This window comes from Xanthomonas hortorum, assembly GCF_040279205.1.
GTDB lineage: Bacteria > Pseudomonadota > Gammaproteobacteria > Xanthomonadales > Xanthomonadaceae > Xanthomonas > Xanthomonas hortorum_F.
The window spans coordinates 1-18711 of sequence record NZ_JBEOLS010000036.1 but is presented as its reverse complement, the minus strand read 5'-3'; the positions used below and the strand labels follow the sequence as shown (position 1 = coordinate 18711).

Below are 18711 nucleotides of genomic sequence, written 5' to 3'. Positions count from 1 at the left end.
CTGCATAGACCAGCAACGGCAGTGGCAGCGACTGCGTACCGTTGCCGATACACCGCCGTGACGCGATAACGCGCGCGGCCTCAATTCGAACAGGAGAAGGCAATGACCTTCAACGCTTTGCTGGCGAATCAAACCAGCGAGATGGTTGCTACCACCGTGGTCCAGTTCAACGAAGACGACCTGATGCCGGGCGATGTCACGGTTGCCATCGACTACTCGACCGTCAACTACAAGGACGCACTGGCGGTGACCGGGCGGGGCCCGATTATTCGCCAGTTCCCGCTGATTCCGGGCATCGACTTTGCCGGCGTGGTCGAAGCGTCCACGTTTCCGGGCATCGCGGTTGGAGACCGGGTGCTGGCCAATGGCTGGGGCTTGAGTCAGACCCACCATGGCGGCTTCGCGCAGAAGGCGCGGGTGCCTGGGGATTGGTTGGTCAAGATTCCGGAGGCATTTTCCACGCGCGATGCGATGGCGATTGGTACTGCCGGCTACACCGCCATGCTGGCGGTGCTGGCATTGGAGCACGGCGGGCTGACACCAGAACGCGGCGACATCCTGGTCACCGGCGCAAACGGCGGTGCCGGTTCGGTCGCCATTGCCTTGCTCTCGGGCCTGGGCTATCGCGTGGTCGCCTCCACCGGCCGCCTGGAGCAGGCCGAGTATCTGCACAGCCTGGGCGCCGCCGAGATCATCGACCGCGCCAGCCTGTCCGAACCCGGTTCGCCGATCGGCAAGGAACGCTGGGCCGGTGTGGTGGATGCGGTGGGCAGCCACACGCTGGCAAACGCGCTGGCGCAGACGCAGTATCGCGGCGTCGTCACCGCGTTCGGCATGGCGCAGGGTGTTCAACTGCCGGCATCGGTGCTGCCTTTCATCCTGCGCAATGTCACGCTGGCCGGCATCGACTCGGTCAACGCGCCGCAAGCCGTGCGCGTGCAGGCGTGGTCGCGTCTGGCGCGCGATCTGGATCTGGACAAGCTTGCAACGACAACCCATACCATCGGCCTGGCCGAGGTGCCGCAAATTGCCGTCCAGCTATTGGAAGGCAAGGTGCAGGGGCGCACCGTGGTGGACGTGAACGCATGAGCACGCCCACCGCGTCACGTGCGTTCCGCTACCTGGCCACGTTATCGGCGTTGTTGCTTTTCGCCTTGGGCGCCGCCTGGTTGCTTGCGCCTGCGATCATGCTGGCCAACTGGGGCGTCGCGTTCGACAGCAATGCGTTGGGCCTGGTCGGCCGCCGCGCCGCGCCGCTGTATGCCGCCATCGGCGTCATGCTGGTCCTGGTGAGAAATGCGCCGCCGTCGCCGGGCCGCCGGGCGGTGATCGCAGGCTTCGTCACCGCGTGCCTGCTGCTGGCAGTGCTGGGCGTTGCGGAGTGGGGGGCCGGGCACGTCAACGCAGGCATCTTTTCGGCGGTCGCGATTGAAGTCGGCTTTCCGCTGGCGTTCCTGCTGGTGACACGTGCCGATGCCGCACAGCGCCGAAACAAGCACGCGCGCTGAGTGCATGCCTGACAACACCCGGTGGGGTGTTGTCAGGCGAATCCACGTTCATAACGCGCTAGGCGCGGTGCCCGCTCATTTCCTGCCCGGCATGCTTGTCGAAGCGCAGATGCCACCAGGTGGCGCTGAGCGAGATCAGGCTGACCGCGCAGAACGCCAGCGAGAAATCGCGTTGCTGCGGCTGGATATGATCGCCAGCCAGCATCGCCAGTTTCAGAATCATCGCGCCGGCGCACACGCCTACCGAAAGCATCAGCTGCTGCAAGGTGGTGTACAGGCTGCTGGCGCGGCTCATGCGCGAGGCGGGGACGTTTTCGTAGGCGATGGTGTTGTAGGCGGCGAACTGGAACGACATGAAGGCGCCGCAGCACAGCAATAGCCCGAACATCAGGGCATGCGGCCAGTCGGGCCGGAAAAAGGCACACACCATATAGCCCAGGCTGGCGAGCACGCCGTTGCCGATCAGGCTGTTGCGATAACCGAAGCGGCGCAGCAACTGCGGGGTGATGCTGCGCATCAACAACGCGCCGAGCGCGGTGGCCAGAATCAGGCGCCCGCTGTGCGCAGCGCTCATGCCGAAACTGATCTGGAACAGCAGCGGCAGCAGGAACGGATGCGCGCCCTGAGTGATGCGCATCAGTGCGCCGCCGATCACCGACAGCCGAAACGAGTCGATCCGCAGCAGGCTCAGATCCAGCAGCGGGACAGGGTGGTGGCGCGCATGCCACAGATATCCCAGGGCCGCGCCGCCGCCGATCGCCAGTAGCCAGCTCGCTTTGCCGATGCCGTTTTCCTGGCTGACCATTTCCAGGCCGAACAACAGACAGCCCAACGCGGTGCCGCACAGCACGAAACCGCGCAAGTCGAAGCGTGCGGGGGCCGATTCGGTGGGAATGTCGGGGATGAAACGGCGCACCAGCAAAAAGCCGGCGATGCCGATCGGCACGTTGATGTAGAAGATCCAGCGCCAATCCAGATACGAGACGAAAAACCCGCCCAGCGGCGGGCCGAGCATCGGGCCGATAAAGGCCGGTACCAGCGTCCAGGCCATCGCCGACACCAGGTGGCGGCGCTCGACCGTGCGCAACAGAATCAGCCGGCCGAGCGGGGCCATCATCGCGCCACCGGCGCCTTGCAGCACGCGCGCGGCGACCATGGTGGGCAGGCTGTCGGCCAGCGAACACAGGATCGAGCCGCCCACGAACACCCAGATGGATGCGCCGAAGACGCGACGCAGGCCGAAGCGGTCGGCGATGGCGCCGCTGGCCGGAATCAGCACCGCCAGCGCCAGCAGATAGCTGGTCATGGCGATGCTCATGGCCGGCGCGGCGACGCCGAAGTCGTGCGCCAGGGTCGGCAGCGCGGTCGCCAGCACGGTGGCGTCCATCTGCTCCATGAAAATGGCGCAGGCCAGGATCAGCGAGATGATGCGGTAATCGGGATAACGCGGCGGCGGCATGGCGCCGGCCTCGGACACGCTGGAGGACATCGGACTCTCGGTTGCGGGGTCGCATCGCTGGCGCCGCAGACGGCAACCGGATCGGCCCGCGTCGCACGGTGTTGTGCGGCGCAACACGCGCATTGTCCGCTCGTGTGGGGCGGGGTTCAAGCGCACGTGGGTAACAACAGTGCGTGTGTGGTGATGTAGATGTGGTGGTTTGGGTGTTGGGTGTTGGATGTTGGATGGCGGGTGTCGGTGTTGATGCAGAGGTTGGCGGCTAAGGCGGCTGATGGTCACGCAGTACGCGAGGCGGCGGCTACGACATCGCCCATGCGCCCGAGCCGGTGATCGATTCAACATGGATGAGCAGTTAAATGGCGCGCCTGGCTGACCGACCCTGGCTGGCCGTACCCTCATCCGGCGCTGCGCGCCACCTTCTCCCGATGGGAGAAGGGATCGCAAAGCCCCTCTCCCTCCGGGAGAGGGGTTGGGGTGAGGGTCCGGCGGAAGGCAGCCAACTTCAAATCAACGCTGTACAGCCGGGCCGTCCCAGGCGTCCTTGATCTGCAGGATCTGCGGCAAGGCCTCGCGGAAATGCTGCACCAGGCGCGGTTCCAGTTGTTTGCCGGCCATGCTTTCCAGCTTGCGCATGGCGTCTTCCACCGTCCATGGGGCCTTGTAGGCGCGCCGCCCGCACAGTGCGTCGAAGACGTCGGCCACCGACACGATGCGCGCGGATTCGGGAATGGCATCGCCGGCCAGACCCTTGGGGTAGCCGCTGCCGTCCCAGCATTCGTGATGATGCAGCGCGATTTCTGCGGCCAGTTGAAACACCGGGCCGCGGCCGTGGCGCAGCAAATCGTGCCCGATCTGCGGATGCTGCAGCACCACCGAGCGTTCGTGTTCGTCCAGCGCATCGGGCTTGTGCAGGATGCTGCCGGGCACGGCGATCTTGCCGGCATCGTGCAGGGGCGCGGCGTCCTGCAGCAGCTGCGCTTGTTGCGTGGACCAACCGACCGTTTCGGCCAGCACGCGCGCATACACAGCCATGCGCCAGATATGCGCGCCGGTGTCGGCGTCCTGTCCTTGGCCGGCGGTGCCGAGCAGATGGATCGCATCGCGGTACTGCTGGGCCAGGCGCGCATTTTCTGCCAGCTTCAGTTGGGTGGCGATGCGCGCCTTGAGCAGCGCGGGCGAGTAGGGCTTGCTGATGTAATCGGCCGCGCCCGCTTCCAGCCCCGCGCGTTCGTCCTGCTCGCTGCTGCGCGAGGTCACGAACAGGATCGGGATGGTGGTGCTGGAAGGTTGCTGCTTGAGCGTGCGCGCCACCGCATATCCATCCATGTCGGGCAATTCGACATCCAGCAGGATTAGCGCCGGCGCGTGGCGGCTGACCGCATCCAGCGCCTCGCCGCCGGATTTGGCGAAGACCAACGGGAAATCGTCTCGCAGCAGCTGGCGCAGGGTCGCCAGGTTGCTGGATTCGTCGTCGACGCAGAGCAGTGGACGGGACGGCATGGATGGATCCTTGCGAACCGGCGCGTGCGGCGGTCAGCGGAAGTGAGTGGCCTGCCAGTCGCGCAACGTGGCTTCGGCGCGACGGAAGTCGAAATCCTCGATGGCGCGTTGCAGTTCCTGCAGCAAGTTGCCCGGCAACTGTGGGGTGCAGATCAGCAACGCGTGGTCGATCTTGTCGGCATCGTCGCTGGCAAACGCCGCCTGCAGGATCTGCACGCTGTCGTCGTCCAGCGCGAGACCATCGTCGACAATGACTTCGTCGCCCTCGCTGTCTTGCAGGAAGGCATGGATCGCGGTAGCGGTGCGCTGCATGGTGTCTTTGAGCGCAGTCAACGCAGAGGTGAGGTCGTGGCCTTCATCGATGCGGTTTTCCAGATCGCCGGCGGCACCCGCCAGCGCTGGTAATGCCAGCGACCCTGCTGCGCCGCGCAGCTTGTGCGCCAGCGCACCGATGGCGGCCAGTTCGTTGTTGCGCAGATGCTCGGCGGCGGTTTCGGCCGGGTCCGGATTGTCGCGTAGCAGTTTGAGCAGATAACGCGCATACGGCTCGCGTTCGCGCCACAGGCTGCGTGCGCGAGCCGCATCCAATAGTTCCGAATCGGCGTGTTGCCACTCAGGGCCGGCGTGCAGCTCGGCCTGCGGGGCAAGCGCGGGAATGCGGTGCAGTGCAGGCTGCAGGAAATGGCGGATGGCAGCGATCAGTTCCTCCACGTTGAAGGGCTTGGCGATGAAACCGTTCATGCCGGCTTCCAGCGCTTTTTCCTGTTGCGGGCGAAACGCACCGGCCGTGAGCGCAATCACCGGCAGGCTGGCCAGGGCAGGGATCTGCCGCAGCCGCCGCGTGGCTTCATAGCCGTCCACCACCGGCATCTGCACATCCATCAGCACCAGATGAAAAAGATCCGGCGCGCGCTTGAGTGTGTTGATGGCCTGCTCGCCATCGTGCGCCACGGTGACCATGGCGCCTTCGCCTTCGAGAATGCGTTGTGCCACTTCGCAGTTGATCTCGCTGTCGTCCACCAGCAACAGATGCGCGCCTTCCAGCCGGCGTGCGACGAAGGCGGGTGTGGCGGCTCGCGCGGCGGCGCGTCCGTCGAACAGTTGTTCCACCAGACGATGCAGCGCTGCACTGGTCACTGGTTTGGTCATCACCGCATCCAGACCCTGTTGCTCGGGATGTTGCTCCAGTAGGCGGCGCTCGTACGCGGTGACCATCACGATGACCGGATGCGGGCCGGGTGTTGCACGTGCGCGTATCTGGCGCGCGATCGCCACGCCATCGATATCGGGCATGCGCCAGTCGAGCAGGAAGATGTCGTAAGGCTCGCTGGCCTGTTCGATCGCCTGCAACGCGGCCTGGCCGTTGGCCACCGCATCCACACGCCAGCCGAGTTCGGTGGCGATACGCACCAGATTGTTGAGCGCCGCATCGTGGTCGTCGGCGATCAGGACGCGTGGCATCGACTCCAACGGCAACGTCGGCAACTCGCGCTGTGCCTGCGGCGGTGCGGACTTTTCCAGCGTCACCACAAAATAGAATTCGCTGCCGCGGCCGGGCACGCTTTCCACTTCCAGCTCGCCGCCCATCAATTCGATCAGGCGCCGGCTGATGGTCAGGCCCAGGCCGCTGCCGCCGTAACGCCGGCTGGTGGAGGTGTCGGCTTGCAGAAACGGCGAAAAGATCAGGCTCTGCTTTTCCTTGGAAATGCCGATGCCGGTGTCGCGTACCGAGAACAACAGCTTGAGCTTGTTCGGGTCGCCACTGGGGAAGCGCCGCACCGACAGCACCACCTCGCCCTGTTCGGTGAACTTGATCGCGTTGCCGACCAGATTGACCAGCACCTGATTGATGCGCAGTGCATCGCCGAGCAGCCAGCGGCTGTCGCGCGGCAACGGTTCGACAATCATTTCCACCGGCTTGGCGCTGAGCGAAGAACGCATCAGGTCGGCGATATTGTCGAACAGCTGGTTGAGGTCGAACGGTGCGCGTTCCAGATCGATGCGCCCGGCTTCGATCTTGGAAAAATCCAGGATGTCGTTGATGATCTCCAGCAGCGAGCGTGCAGACCGATCGATCTTGGCGACCATGTCCAGCGCCGCAACAGGCAATTCGCTGCGTTGAAGCAGATACAGCATGCCCAGGATGGCATTCATCGGGGTGCGGATTTCGTGGCTCATGTTGGCCAGGAAATCGGACTTGGACTGGTTGGCGCTCTTGGCCGCGTCCATTGCCAGACGCAGCTGTTTTTCGTGCAGTTTCTGCTCGGTGAGATCCACCGCCACGCCCAGGTAGCCGATCACCTGATCGTTGTCGTCGCGCAAGGTGCTCAGCGTGAGCAGCACCGGCAGATGACGGCCCTCGTGACTGACGTAGGTCCATTCGCTGGTGTCGCTGCGGCCGAGGCTGGTCAGCGCGGCCACCGCTTCCAAGGTGTGCGCCACCGGTGTGCCGGTCTGGTCGGCCAGCATGTGCGCACGCTCCTGCAGTTCTTCCGGCTCGATGAACTGGCTGGCCTTGCGCCGGCCGATCACCTCTTCGGCCTTGTAACCCAGCAATTTTTCTGCGGCTGGGTTGAACAGCGTGACAAAGCCGCTGGAATCGGTGGCGATGATGGCGTAACCGGCATGCGCCAGAATCGCGCGTTGCAGCGCCGAGAATTTCACCAACTCGCTGGTGCGCTCGGCCACCTGGTGTTCGAGCGATGCATTGAGCTCGACGATGCGCTGGTGCGAGCGCACCCGCTCGGAGATGTCGCGGAAGAAATGCGAATGCCCGGTAAGGGTGTCGTCGCCTTCGAGGATCGGCGCCTTGCTGGCCAGCACATAGACTGCGTGGCTATCGCGGTGGCGCATGATCTGCGCTGCAGAGGTCATCACCGGATGCGGCTCGTCGGGGTGTTCGACTTCCGGGACCGCATACGGTTGCGGCAACAACAGCGTTGCCAAGGTGCGGCCGATCGCCTCTTCCGAGCTGTAACCGAACATCGTCTCGGCAGCCGGATTCCAGTGCGTGATGCGTCCATCCGGAGTTTCGGCAACGATCGCTTCGCTGGAGTTGCTGACCAGTGCGGCCAGTTCCATCTGTTTGCGCAGCACTTCTTCGCGGCGCAATCCGTTGCTGAAATACAGCCAGAGCAGCGCGGCGAACAGCACCGAGCCACCCATCACCAGGCTGCCTATCAACCACGGCGAGGTCTGATGGAGCGAGGCGAGAAAGCTGGCAGTGGGGTGCGCGGTGATGATCCAGGTGCGCCCATAGATCGGCAGCAACTGGACAATCGGCGGACGACGCGCACTGTCGCTCGACGGCGTGCCGCTGCGATAGAACGTGTGGGTCGGCTCGTTCTTGTCGGACAGATCCAGCGCAACATCGTCGCGTTCGCCCAGGGTGCTTTGCACCATCTGTTCGACGCTGAAAGGCGCATAGACCCAGCCGGTGGTCGCAAGCATGCGTTGTTGCGGCGTCTGCAGCGGCATGTCTTCGCGATAGACCGCCAGCAGCACCAGAAAACCGCTTTCGCTGGGAATGCGATACCCCGACAGCGAGACCGGCGAGGTCATGATTGGCTCACCGCTGCGCGATGCCTGCAGGGCAGCGGCACGCCGGCGCGGCTCGGAGGCGATGTCCAACCCGAGCGGCCGGTTGCCCGAGGATTCGGGTTCAAAATACAGCACCATGAAACGTTCGCCATCCCAGGGCGCCAACGGGCGACGATGGATATCGGGCGCACCGTCGGCACGCGCAGCCTGCAGAAAGGCCGCTTCGTCGGCGGGCGCCACGCGATGGATATAGCCGTAACCCAGCACACCGGGAAACTCACGCGAATAATCGCGCGAGCGGCTGTACTGCGTGAAGCGATCGCGACTGATGAGCCCGCTGCCTGCGCCGATCACCGCGCCGCGTGCGCCGCGCAAGCCATGTTCGAAGGTATACATGCGCTCGCTGATGTTGCGCGACAGGTTGCGCACCACATAGTTGAAACGCTGCTCACGCTCGAGTTCGTTATGCCGATGCACCGCAAGCCCGGTCAGGATGGCGGCGATCAAACCTGCGGTGAGAATCAGCAGTGCACCGATCGAGGTACGGCGCCCGTACTTCCTGCGCAGATCCCAGCGGCCATTCGGCATCTTGTTTCCTTTGCCTTGCTGTTGCGTGCCCAGTGTCCTGGCCGACGGCGAGGTCGGCCTCGTGGTACCGCTTGAAGATGATCCAGTCCGTGCAGCACTCCCCTTGTGCTGCAACGTGCCATTGGTGGCCGGCAAATAATAGGTGGCCGTCAGCGGCTGGCCGTGATTGGGCAGCTGTCAGTAAGTGATCAGGTCACTGCCAGTGCATCAGAACGCAAGCCAGATCGACAGCGCATGAAGAGCAAGGCCAATCAATCCACCAACCAGCGTTCCATTGAACCGAATGTATTGCAGATCGCGTCCGACACCCAATTCCAATTGTTCGACGAGGTGACGTTCGTCCCAACTTTTCATCGTCGAAGCAATATGTTCAGTCACCGAGACACGCAAGCGCGAGGTCAGTTTGTCAGCAGCCTGCAACATATGCTGATTGAGTGCTTCACGCAGTGAGGGGTCCGACGACAACGCCTGGCCGAGCGATTGCATCGAGCGCTCCATATGCGCGGCCATCGACGATTGTTCACGCGCCAGGTCGTTGCGCAGCGCATCGCGAATCTCGCCCCACAGGCCTTGCACATACTCCTGCAGCGCCGGATGTTCGATCGCGCGCTGCTTGAGCTCTTCCACGCGCACGGCCATTTCCGGCTCGTCGCGCAGGCGCGCGATGTAGCGCTGCAGCCACGCCTCGTAGTCGAGTCTGATTGGATGCTCTGGCGTTTTGAGAATGTCCTGCAGTTCTTCGATCGCCGCACGTGCCATGCGGTCGGCCAGGCTGTCGCCGATCTCTTCGATCGGCTTGACCCAGTTCACCGTGCCGACCAGCTTGGGCCACTCGCGGCGTGCATAGCGCACGATCAATGCCGAGGCACGCGTCTTGACCTGTTCCTGGTCCAGCCATTCGCCCAGCCGCAGCAGGACTTCATCCAGCAACTTCTGATGACGGCCGTCGGTAGTGAGCAGTGCCATCACATCGCCGGCAGTGGCGGCGGCATTCCATTTGCGCAGGCGGTCGACGACGAAGCGTTGGATCGCGCCACGCACGGCTTCTTCGTCCAGCAACTCCAGCGCCTGCTGCATCCAGCCACGCGCCATCTGCGCGAGCATGCGGGCCTGCTCGGGTTTGGCCAGCCATTCGCCGAGCCGGCTGGCCGGGTCGAACACGCGCAGCTTGTCCATCAGTGCATCGGGGGCGAGAAACTGGTCGCGCACGAAGCCGGCCAGGCCGTCGGCCAGGCGGTCCTTGCCGCGCGGCAGGATGGCGGTATGTGGAATCGGCAGGCCCATCGGGCGGCGGAACAACGCCACCACCGCGAACCAGTCGGCCAGCGCGCCCACCGTGGCTGCCTCGCAGAAGGCCGACACCCAGGCCCAGATGCCTTGCTCGCCCATCAGGTGACTGACGACAAAGCCGGCAAACATGGCCAGCAACAGGGCCACCGCCAACAGCTTCATGCGCTGCAGCTGGGCACGACGGGGATCGATGGGGCGGGGAGTGCTGACGCTTGGTTCCATGGCCTGAGTGTACCCAGTCGCGTGCGGATGGCATGTCCACGGCGATGCCTGACAACGCTGCTGGCGTCGCCGTAGGAGCGCCCTCGGGCGCGATGGCGTTACCGGGAAAGCTTCATCGCGCCCGAGGGCGCTCCTACGAGTGGGTGCAGCGAGCTGTCTTGGGCAGTTTGCCGTTTGCGATCACGGCGTGATGGTTCGGTAGGAGCGCGCTTGCGCGCGATGGCGTTACCGGGAAAGCCCATCGCGCCCAGGTGCGCTCCTACGGGTGACGCGCTGCGGTCGGGCGTGCACTCAGCCGCGCAGACGCTCCAGCTGCGACTGCAGCGCAGCTACCTTGGCCAGCAGCGCGGCGTTTTCGTTTTCTAGCTCGGTGACGCGGCGCTGCAGCGCTTTCACATCGCGGCGTTCGGCTTCGCTACCTTCGGCTTCGTCGGATTTGGGTTTGCGCTTGGCATCGCGCACCCGTTTGGCGGCCTGCTTGAGCTCGGCCTTGCCGGCCTGGGCGGCGGCGCGTTGCTCGTCCTCGGACAAGGTCGCCACGGCGGCAGCGGCGCTGATCGAAATCTCGCCGGCGCGCACTGCCTGCACCACTTCCGGGGCGGCCTGTTTGTGAATGCGCTCGATCATCACCACCTGGTTGTTGCTCAGGCGTGCCTCACGCGCCAGCTCGGCGCGGCTGACCGGGGTGGAGGTCTCTTCCCACGGTGGGCTGTCGCTGTCTTCAGTGCTGCGTGCGGCGCTGTCATCGAGTCCGGTGTCGGGCTGGTCATCGCCGACCACTGGCGCTTCGGCAGCGGCGTCGGCATCGCGCTGGGTACGTTGGCGCGCAGCCAGGATCTCGCGCTTGCGCAGCGCCAGCACGCCACGCTGGAAGTCCGACACGCTGCGCCGGCCCAGGTGCTGCTCGATCATCCATAGATGCACGTCCTGCATCGACTGGAAGCGCGGGTTCTGCACGGTCTGGAACGGCAGATCGTGCTTCTGGCAGATGCCGTAGCGGTTGTGGCCATCCACCAGCACATCGCCCCACAACACCAACGCATCGCGGCAGCCCTCGGCCAGCAGGCTGCGTTCCAGCGCCTCGTGTTCGTCGGGCGTCAGCGGGTCGATATAGGCCTTGAGTTCTTCTTTGACAACGATGTTCATGCGGCAACTGCGGGGAAGTGCGGGGCCGGCATTGTAGTGAGCCTGCACCGGCTTTGCGCGCTTGACCGCGACGCGCCCGGGCGCTACACGCGGGCGCTTACGCTGCTGTCATCGAGCCGCTGTCATCAAGCAATGCTGCGCAGGATCTTGCCCAGCGTTTCGACGATCTGCACGATCTGCTCGGGCGTGATGATCAGCGGTGGCGACAACGCGATGACATCGCCGGTGACGCGCACCAGCAGGCCGCCGTCGTGGAAGCAGCGCTCGAATACCTCGTAGCCGCGTGCGCCCGGCGCACCGTCGCGCGGTGCCAGCTCGATCGCGCCGATCAGGCCGACGTTGCGAATGTCGATCACGTGCGGCAGCCCGCGCAGGCTGTGCAGCGCGTCTTCCCACTGCGGGCCTAGCGTGATCGCGCGCGAAAAAAGATTTTCTTCGGCGTAGGTGTCCAGCGTGGCGATCGCCGCGGCGCAGGCCAGCGGGTGACCGGAATAGGTGTAGCCGTGAAAGAGTTCGATCGCCGCTTCCGGCCCGTGCATGAAGGCGTCATGGATCGCATCGGCCACCAGCACCGCGCCCATCGGCACCGTGCCGCTGGTCAGGCCCTTGGCGGCGGTGATCAGGTCCGGGGTGACGCCGAAGCGCTGCGCGGCAAAGGCCTCGCCGACCCGGCCGAAGCCGGTGATCACTTCGTCGAACACCAGCACGATGCCGTGGCGGTCGCAGATCGCGCGCAGCCGCTGCAGATAGCCTTCCGGCGGCAGGATCACGCCGGCCGAGCCGGACACCGGTTCGACGAAGACCGCTGCAATGGTGGACGCGTCGTGCAAGGTGATCAGCCGTTCCAGATCGTCGGCCAGCTCGGCGCCGTGCGCAGGCAGGCCACGTGAGTAGGCATTGCGTTCGATATCGAGCGTGTGCCGCAGATGGTCGGTGCCGGCCAGCAGCGGGCCGAACCATTTGCGGTTGTTGGGCAGCCCGCCGATCGACATGCCGCCGAAGCCGACCCCGTGATACGCCTTCTCGCGGCCGATGAAGCGGGTGCGCTGGCCCTCGCCGCGCAGGCGGTGATAGGCCAGCACGATCTTCATCGCGCTATCCACCGCCTCCGAGCCGGAGTTGGTAAAGAACACATGGCCCAGGCCGGGCGGGGCGATCGCTGCCAGCCGCTGCGCCAGCACGAACGGCAGCGGCGAACCCATCTGAAAGGTCGGCGCGAAATCCAGCGTGCCGGCCTGCGCGCGGATCGCCGCCACGATGCGCTCGCGGCCATGGCCGGCGTTGCAGCACCACAGGCCGGCGACGCCGTCCAGGATCTGGCGGCCGTCGACATCGCGGTAGTACATGCCGGCCGCCGAGGCCAGCAGGCGCGGGCGTGCCTTGAACTGGCGATTGGCAGTGAACGGCATCCAGAACGCGTCCAACTGCGAGGGTGCCTGTAACGCATGCGCCTGATCGCTCAGCGGGTGGTCGTGCATTGCAGGCTCCATCGCGGGGATGGCATGACTGTACGGCAGGCATCGCGTCGCCCGTCACCCCTGGGAATGCCCGATTGCGACGCCGATTCCGCGACACGCGTCGCGCGGCCTGCACGGACTAGTCAATTAGTCGCAGCGTCGGCCGCTAACCTCTGCGAATGCCTTGTGGCGCGGGCTGTAGCGGCACGCGGGCAGGGTGTGGGGCTGGGTCGAAGCATTGCAAAGATCCAGTGATCGCCGATGATGCGCCAGACGACTGCCTGTTGGGCCTGGTAGTCGCTGCTGCCCTTATCGCAACACGCCAATCGATCGCAGCCATCAATCGTATTCGGGGCCGCTGACACACTCTTCGCGCAGTTGTTTGTCGGTCGCTCTACATCGCACTCATCGTATTTTTTGGGGAACGGAATGACACAAGGGTCCACCGTGGCGACAGCCAGCGCAGACGCCGGTCTGCTGTCCAAGGAGCGCATCATTGCGCGTCCGGGGTTCAATCGTTGGTTGGTTCCGCCGGCAGCGCTGGCGATCCATCTGTGTATCGGCATGGCCTACGGCTTCAGCGTGTTCTGGCTGCCGTTGTCCAAGGCGCTGGGCATCACCGAGGCGATCGCATGCCCGGCCGACATGGGCCTGTTCGCGCGCATGGTCGCCACCACCTGCGACTGGAAGATCAGCGAGCTGCAGTGGATGTACACGCTGTTCTTCGTGCTGCTGGGTTGCTCGGCGGCGATCTGGGGCGGTTGGCTGGAACGTGCTGGTCCGCGCAAGGCTGGTGTGGTCTCGGCGCTGTGCTGGTGCGGCGGCCTGGTGATTTCGGCCGCAGGCATCCACTTCCATCAGATCTGGATGCTGTGGCTGGGCTCGGGCGTGATCGGCGGTATTGGTCTGGGCCTGGGTTACATCTCCCCGGTGTCGACCCTGATCAAGTGGTTCCCCGACCGCCGCGGCATGGCGACCGGTATGGCGATCATGGGCTTCGGCGGCGGCGCGATGATCGGCAGCCCGCTGGCCGATGCATTGATGCGCCATTTCGCCACGCCGACCTCGGTGGGCGTGATGGAAACCTTCCTGGTGATGGCGGCGCTGTACTTCGTCTTCATGATGGCCGGTGCGTTCGGCTACCGCGTCCCGCCGAGCGGCTGGACGCCGGCTGGCTGGACCGCACCGGTGGCCAGCAGCAACGCCATGATCACCGCCAACCACGTGCACGTGAGCAAGGTCTGGGGCATCCCGCAGTTCTGGCTGCTGTGGGGCGTGCTGTGCCTGAACGTTTCGGCCGGTATCGGCGTGATCGGCATGTCCTCGCCGATGTTGCAGGAAGTGTTCGGCGGCCGGTTGATCGGCGTGGACGTCGGCTTCGGCAGCCTGGATCCGACCCAGCTGGCCAGCATCGCTGCCATTGCCGCCGGGTTCACCGGCCTGTTGAGCCTGTTCAATATCGGTGGCCGCTTCTTCTGGGCCAGTATGTCCGACAAGCTCGGCCGCAAGAACACCTACACACTGTTCTTCGTGCTCGGCATCTGCCTGTACGCCGCCGCGCCGTCGGCCGGTGGCGTGGGCGGCATCGCGCTGTTTGTGGGCATCTTCTGCATCATCCTGTCGATGTACGGCGGCGGCTTCGCCACCATTCCGGCGTATCTGGCCGACCTGTTCGGTACCCAGATGGTCGGTGCCATCCACGGCCGTCTGCTGACCGCCTGGGCCACCGCCGGCATCCTCGGCCCGGTGGTCGTCGGCTATATGCGTGAGTACCAGCTGGCCCACGGCAGCCCGCCGTCACAGGTCTACAACACCACCATGTACATCCTCGCCGGCATGTTGGTGCTCGGTCTGATCTGCAATCTGTTGGTGCGCCCGGTGGCTGCGCGCCACTTCATGACGCCCGACGAGCTGGCACGCGAAAAGCAGCTGGCGCACGAAAAAGTGGACCGCAGCGGGCATGGGGTATTGCCGCCCGAGCAAATGGCGCGCATCGGGCATGGTGGTAATCCTGCACTGGTGGTGTTTGCGTGGCTGGCGGTCGGTATCCCGATGCTGTTTGGTATCTGGGTCACGCTGCAAAAAGCCTTCGTGCTGTTTCATTGAGATGAGATGACCACTTCGTCTGCCCGCTCCGTGCGCCCCGGTAGTGTGGTGCGCACGGTCCGTCGCCACCGCGGCGGCCGCAGCGCCACGGTGCAGGACATGGTGGCGGCCGAAATGCCGGTCGCCTTCAATTACAACGGCGTGCCGTTCGCGGTGATGATGGCCACGCCGGAGGACCTGGAGGATTTCGCGCTCGGGTTTTCGTTGAGCGAGGGCATCGTCGATCATCCGCAGGATCTGCGCGTGGTCGCGGTGGAGACGTATCTAGAAGGCGCTTCGTTGCAGATCGAGATTCCACCCGAGCGCGCCGCCGCGTTGGATCAGCGGCGGCGCAATCTGGATGGACGCAGCGGTTGCGGGGTGTGCGGCAACGAATCCATCGAAGCGGTGCTGCGTGTGCCGCCGGTGCTGCAATCGTCGCTGCAGATCGATGTGGATGCTCTGGCGCGCGCGTTGGATGCATTGCATGCGCAGCAGCCGATCGCCGCGCAAACCGGTGCCGTGCACGCCGCCGGTTGGGCCGATGCGCAAGGGGTTGTGCGCTACGTGCGCGAAGACGTTGGCCGGCATAACGCGCTGGACAAGTTGATTGGTGCATTGGCGCGCGACCGCGTCGATGCAGCGCAAGGGTTTGCGGTTGTCACAAGCCGCGCCAGTTACGAAATGGCCATGAAAGCCGCGCAGGCCCGGATTCCGCTGCTTGCAGCGATTTCGGCACCGACCGCGCTGGCGATCAGCCTGGCCGACAGTGCGGGACTGACCCTGATCGGGTTTGCCCGCGATCACGATTGTGTCGTTTACAGCCATCCGCAGCGCCTGGATCTGGGCGTTGGCGTGGGAGAGCCCGCATGAGCAAGAAAACCATCCAGCAGTACGACAATCCCGCCGGCGGCTGGGGCGCATTGCGCTCGGTAGCCAAGCACCTGATGGAACAGGACATCGCGGTGCAGGGCGCCAAGACGCTGCTGCACGCCAACCAACCGGACGGCTTCGACTGCCCCGGCTGCGCCTGGCCCGATCGCGATCACACCTCCACCTTCGAATTCTGCGAGAACGGCGCCAAGGCCGTGGCGGCCGAATCCACCGCGCGTCGCGCCGGCAACGAGTTGTTCGCCGCGCACAGCGTCAGCCTGCTGTCGCAGTACAGCGATTACTGGCTGGAAGGGCAGGGCCGGCTGACCCATCCGATGCGTTACGACGCGGCCACCGATCACTACGTGCCGGTGAGCTGGGACGATGCGTTCGCGCAGATCGCCGGTCACCTCAACGGACTGGCATCGCCGGACGAGGCGATCTTCTACACCTCCGGGCGCACCAGCAACGAGGCGGCGTTTCTGTATCAGTTGTTCGTGCGCGAGTTCGGCACCAACAACTTCCCGGACTGCTCCAACATGTGCCACGAGCCCTCCGGCACCGCGCTGCGTTCGCAGATCGGCGTGGGCAAGGGCACGGTGTCGCTGCACGACTTCGAACTGGCCGATGCCATCTTCATCTTTGGCCAGAACCCGGGCACCAATCACCCGCGCATGCTCGGCGAGTTGCGTCAGGCCTCAAAGCGCGGCGCGGCAATTGCCGCATTCAATCCGCTGCGCGAGCGGGGGCTGGAGAAGTTCGCCGACCCGCAGGACAAGCTGGAGATGCTGCACAACGGCTCCACCCGCATCGCCTCGGATTATTTCCAGCTCAAGATCGGCGGCGATCTGGCGGCAGTGAAGGGCATCATCAAGCACGTGCTGGAGCGCGATGCGCAGGCACAGCGCGATGGCACGCCGCGTTTGCTGGATCTGGAGTTCATCGCCGAGCACACTGCCAACTTCGACACCTTCGCTGCCGATGTGCATGCGGAAGCCTGGGACACCATCGTCGAAGAGTCCGGCCTGGACGAAGCGGCGCTGCGCAAGGCCGGCGAACTCTATCTCAATGCCGAGCGTGTGATCGCCTGCTGGGGCATGGGCATCACCCAGCACAAGCATTCGGTGGCCACCATCCACATGATCACCAACCTGCTGTTGCTGCGCGGCCATCTGGGCCGGCCGGGGGCGGGCGTGTGCCCGGTGCGCGGACACAGCAACGTGCAGGGCGACCGCACGATGATGATCTACGAAAAACCGCCGGCCGCGTTTCTGGACAAGTTGCAGACGCTGTTCGGGTTCGCGCCACCGCGCGAAGACGGTTTCGACACCGTCGGTGCGATCGAGGCGATGCTGGACGGGCGCGGCAAGGTGTTCTTCGCGATGGGTGGCAATTTCGCCGCCGCCACGCCCGATACCGACGCCACGCATCGTGCGCTGCGCAATTGCGAATTGACCGTGCATGTCACCACCAAGCTCAATCGCAGCCACCTGGTGCATGGGCGTGATGCGCTGATCCTGCCGTGCCTGGGGCGCACCGAAATCGACATTCAGGACGCCGGCTCGCAAGGCGTGACGGTGGAAGATTCGATGAGCATGGTGCACCTGTCGGCCGGCATCAATCCGCCGGCCTCGCCGGACCTGTTGTCCGAGCCGGCGATCGTGGCGCGTCTGGCCGAGGCCACGTTGGGTGCGCGCAGCGCAATCCGCTGGCGTTGGTTGGTAGGCGACTACGACCGGGTGCGTGATCTGATCGCGCAGGTATTCCCGGACTTTGCCGACTTCAATCAGCGCGTGCGCACGCCGGGCGGATTCCGTCTGTCCAACACCGCGCGCGATCGCCAGTGGGTGACGCCCGAACAGCGCGCAGTGTTCAAGCCGCACGCAGTGCCGACCGACAACCCGATCCACCGCGCACGTCGCAGCCACAGCGACCAGATGGTGTTTACGCTGGCCACCACGCGCTCGCACGATCAATACAACACCACCATCTACGGCCTGGACGATCGCTATCGCGGCGTATTCGGCGAGCGCCGCGTGCTCTTCATCAACGGCGCAGACATCGCAGCGTTGAACATGAAGGCCGGTGACTGGGTGGATCTGGAGAGCCTGTGCGAGGACGGTGTGCACCGCGAGGCGCGCCGCTTCCTGCTGGTGGACTACAACATCCCGCGCGGCTGTCTGGCGGCGTACTACCCGGAAACCAACGCGCTGGTGCCGCTTTCCAGCTTCGCCGACGAAGCGCGTACGCCCACCTCCAAGTCGATTCCGGTGATAGTGCTGCCGCATCGCGCCGAGACTGCGGATGCCGCATCACGCGATATCGGGGCCGTGCTTGTCCGCTGATCCACAGCTCACCGCGCAGCTGCTCACCGCGCTGGCCGACACGCCCGACGGCGTGTCGCTGGCGCGGTTGTGCAAGCAATTGGGCGTGCGCATGAGCGTGCTGCTGCGCACATTGGCCTGGCTGGGCAGCGCCAGTCTTGATGGCCAACCTGGTCCGGGTTGGATCCAGGTGGAAGACCGCGGCGAGCGGCAATTCGCGCTGCTGACGCCTGCCGGGTTGGCAGCGCATGCGCAGCGCGAAACGGCGCAAGCGCCACCCGTTGACTAAGAAAGTTGCTGGTTGTTTGCATGCAACCATGCACGTCGACTTTCTCAACATGCACACCGACCATCTCGACTGGCCCTTGCCCGCCCACCGTCGCGGGGCTTACGCTGCATGGATGCCACGTAAGAGCTTACATGGACGTACTTGCAGCGTGTCCCGCGATGGTGGGCGGGCAAGGGCCCTGCAGCCAAGCCGAAGATCGTCGGCTCTACAAGCGATCTATCCGCATTGTTCAACTACTCAAAGCCAACCAATCTTTCGATCGGTGCGTCGTCATCGATGCAGTCAAATGCTTAGGTCAAAAGCCTGGTTAGTCGAGCGCGCGGTGCCCTCACCGCTCGCGGGACACGCCGCAAGTACGTCCCTGTAGGCTCGGTGGCGGCATCCATGCCGCCACACCGTCCGCCCAAACGTGAGGACACCCCACCACAAA

12 protein-coding genes are annotated in these 18711 nt (G+C 64.8%); 6 read left to right on the top strand and 6 right to left on the bottom strand.

What is annotated here, in order from left to right; all coding sequences use genetic code 11:
- Positions 1-102: 102 nt before the first annotated feature.
- Together acuI and ABS769_RS14290 are read left to right on the top strand one after the other, a co-directional pair.
- Entirely contained in the window at positions 103-1089 is a 987-nt protein-coding gene (gene acuI, locus ABS769_RS14295) for an acrylyl-CoA reductase (NADPH) (protein WP_317060355.1), read from the top strand.
- Positions 1086-1508, top strand: coding sequence for a hypothetical protein (locus ABS769_RS14290; protein ID WP_317060356.1), 423 nt, complete (start codon positions 1086-1088; stop codon positions 1506-1508). Before acuI ends, ABS769_RS14290 begins: the two co-directional genes overlap by 4 nt.
- Positions 1509-1566: 58 nt before the next feature.
- On the opposite strand, the gene ABS769_RS14285 is transcribed toward ABS769_RS14290, so the two are convergent.
- The 6 genes from ABS769_RS14285 to ABS769_RS14260 form a co-directional block, all read right to left on the bottom strand.
- Entirely contained in the window at positions 1567-2997 is a 1431-nt protein-coding gene (locus ABS769_RS14285) for a DHA2 family efflux MFS transporter permease subunit (protein ID WP_317060357.1), read from the bottom strand.
- Between the two features lie 477 nt (positions 2998-3474).
- Positions 3475-4467 carry a response regulator gene (locus ABS769_RS14280; protein ID WP_317060360.1) on the bottom strand — a complete coding sequence of 331 codons (993 nt, stop codon included), beginning with the start codon at positions 4465-4467 and terminating at the stop codon, positions 3475-3477.
- 33 nt (positions 4468-4500) lie between these two features.
- Positions 4501-8595, bottom strand: a complete 4095-nt coding sequence (locus tag ABS769_RS14275; RefSeq protein WP_317060361.1) for a response regulator — start codon at positions 8593-8595, stop codon at positions 4501-4503.
- A gap of 207 nt (positions 8596-8802) precedes the next feature.
- Positions 8803-10107, bottom strand: coding sequence for a DUF445 domain-containing protein (locus tag ABS769_RS14270; RefSeq protein WP_074057291.1), 1305 nt, complete (start codon positions 10105-10107; stop codon positions 8803-8805).
- Between the two features lie 291 nt (positions 10108-10398).
- On the bottom strand, positions 10399-11253 hold the full coding sequence (locus ABS769_RS14265; protein ID WP_350498186.1) for a plasmid replication/partition related protein: 855 nt from the start codon (positions 11251-11253) through the stop codon (positions 10399-10401).
- A 125-nt stretch (positions 11254-11378) separates the two neighbouring features.
- A complete protein-coding gene (locus ABS769_RS14260; RefSeq protein ID WP_350498185.1) occupies positions 11379-12743 on the bottom strand; it encodes an aspartate aminotransferase family protein in 1365 nt (454 codons plus the stop codon).
- Between the two features lie 396 nt (positions 12744-13139).
- On the opposite strand from ABS769_RS14260, the gene ABS769_RS14255 reads away from it, so the two are divergent.
- The 4 genes from ABS769_RS14255 to ABS769_RS14240 are packed head-to-tail and all read left to right on the top strand — an operon-like array spanning position 13140 to position 18281.
- Complete coding sequence (locus ABS769_RS14255) at positions 13140-14816, top strand: OFA family MFS transporter (RefSeq protein WP_317060365.1); 1677 nt, start codon at positions 13140-13142, stop codon at positions 14814-14816.
- Between the two features lie 6 nt (positions 14817-14822).
- A complete protein-coding gene (gene fdhD, locus ABS769_RS14250; RefSeq protein ID WP_104551728.1) occupies positions 14823-15668 on the top strand; it encodes a formate dehydrogenase accessory sulfurtransferase FdhD in 846 nt (281 codons plus the stop codon).
- Complete coding sequence (locus tag ABS769_RS14245) at positions 15665-18013, top strand: FdhF/YdeP family oxidoreductase (protein ID WP_317060367.1); 2349 nt, start codon at positions 15665-15667, stop codon at positions 18011-18013. Before fdhD ends, ABS769_RS14245 begins: the two co-directional genes overlap by 4 nt.
- Positions 18003-18281 (top strand): hypothetical protein, encoded by a 279-nt coding sequence (locus tag ABS769_RS14240; RefSeq protein WP_006449705.1) that lies wholly within the window; start codon positions 18003-18005, stop codon positions 18279-18281. Before ABS769_RS14245 ends, ABS769_RS14240 begins: the two co-directional genes overlap by 11 nt.
- Positions 18282-18711: the final 430 nt, after the last annotated feature.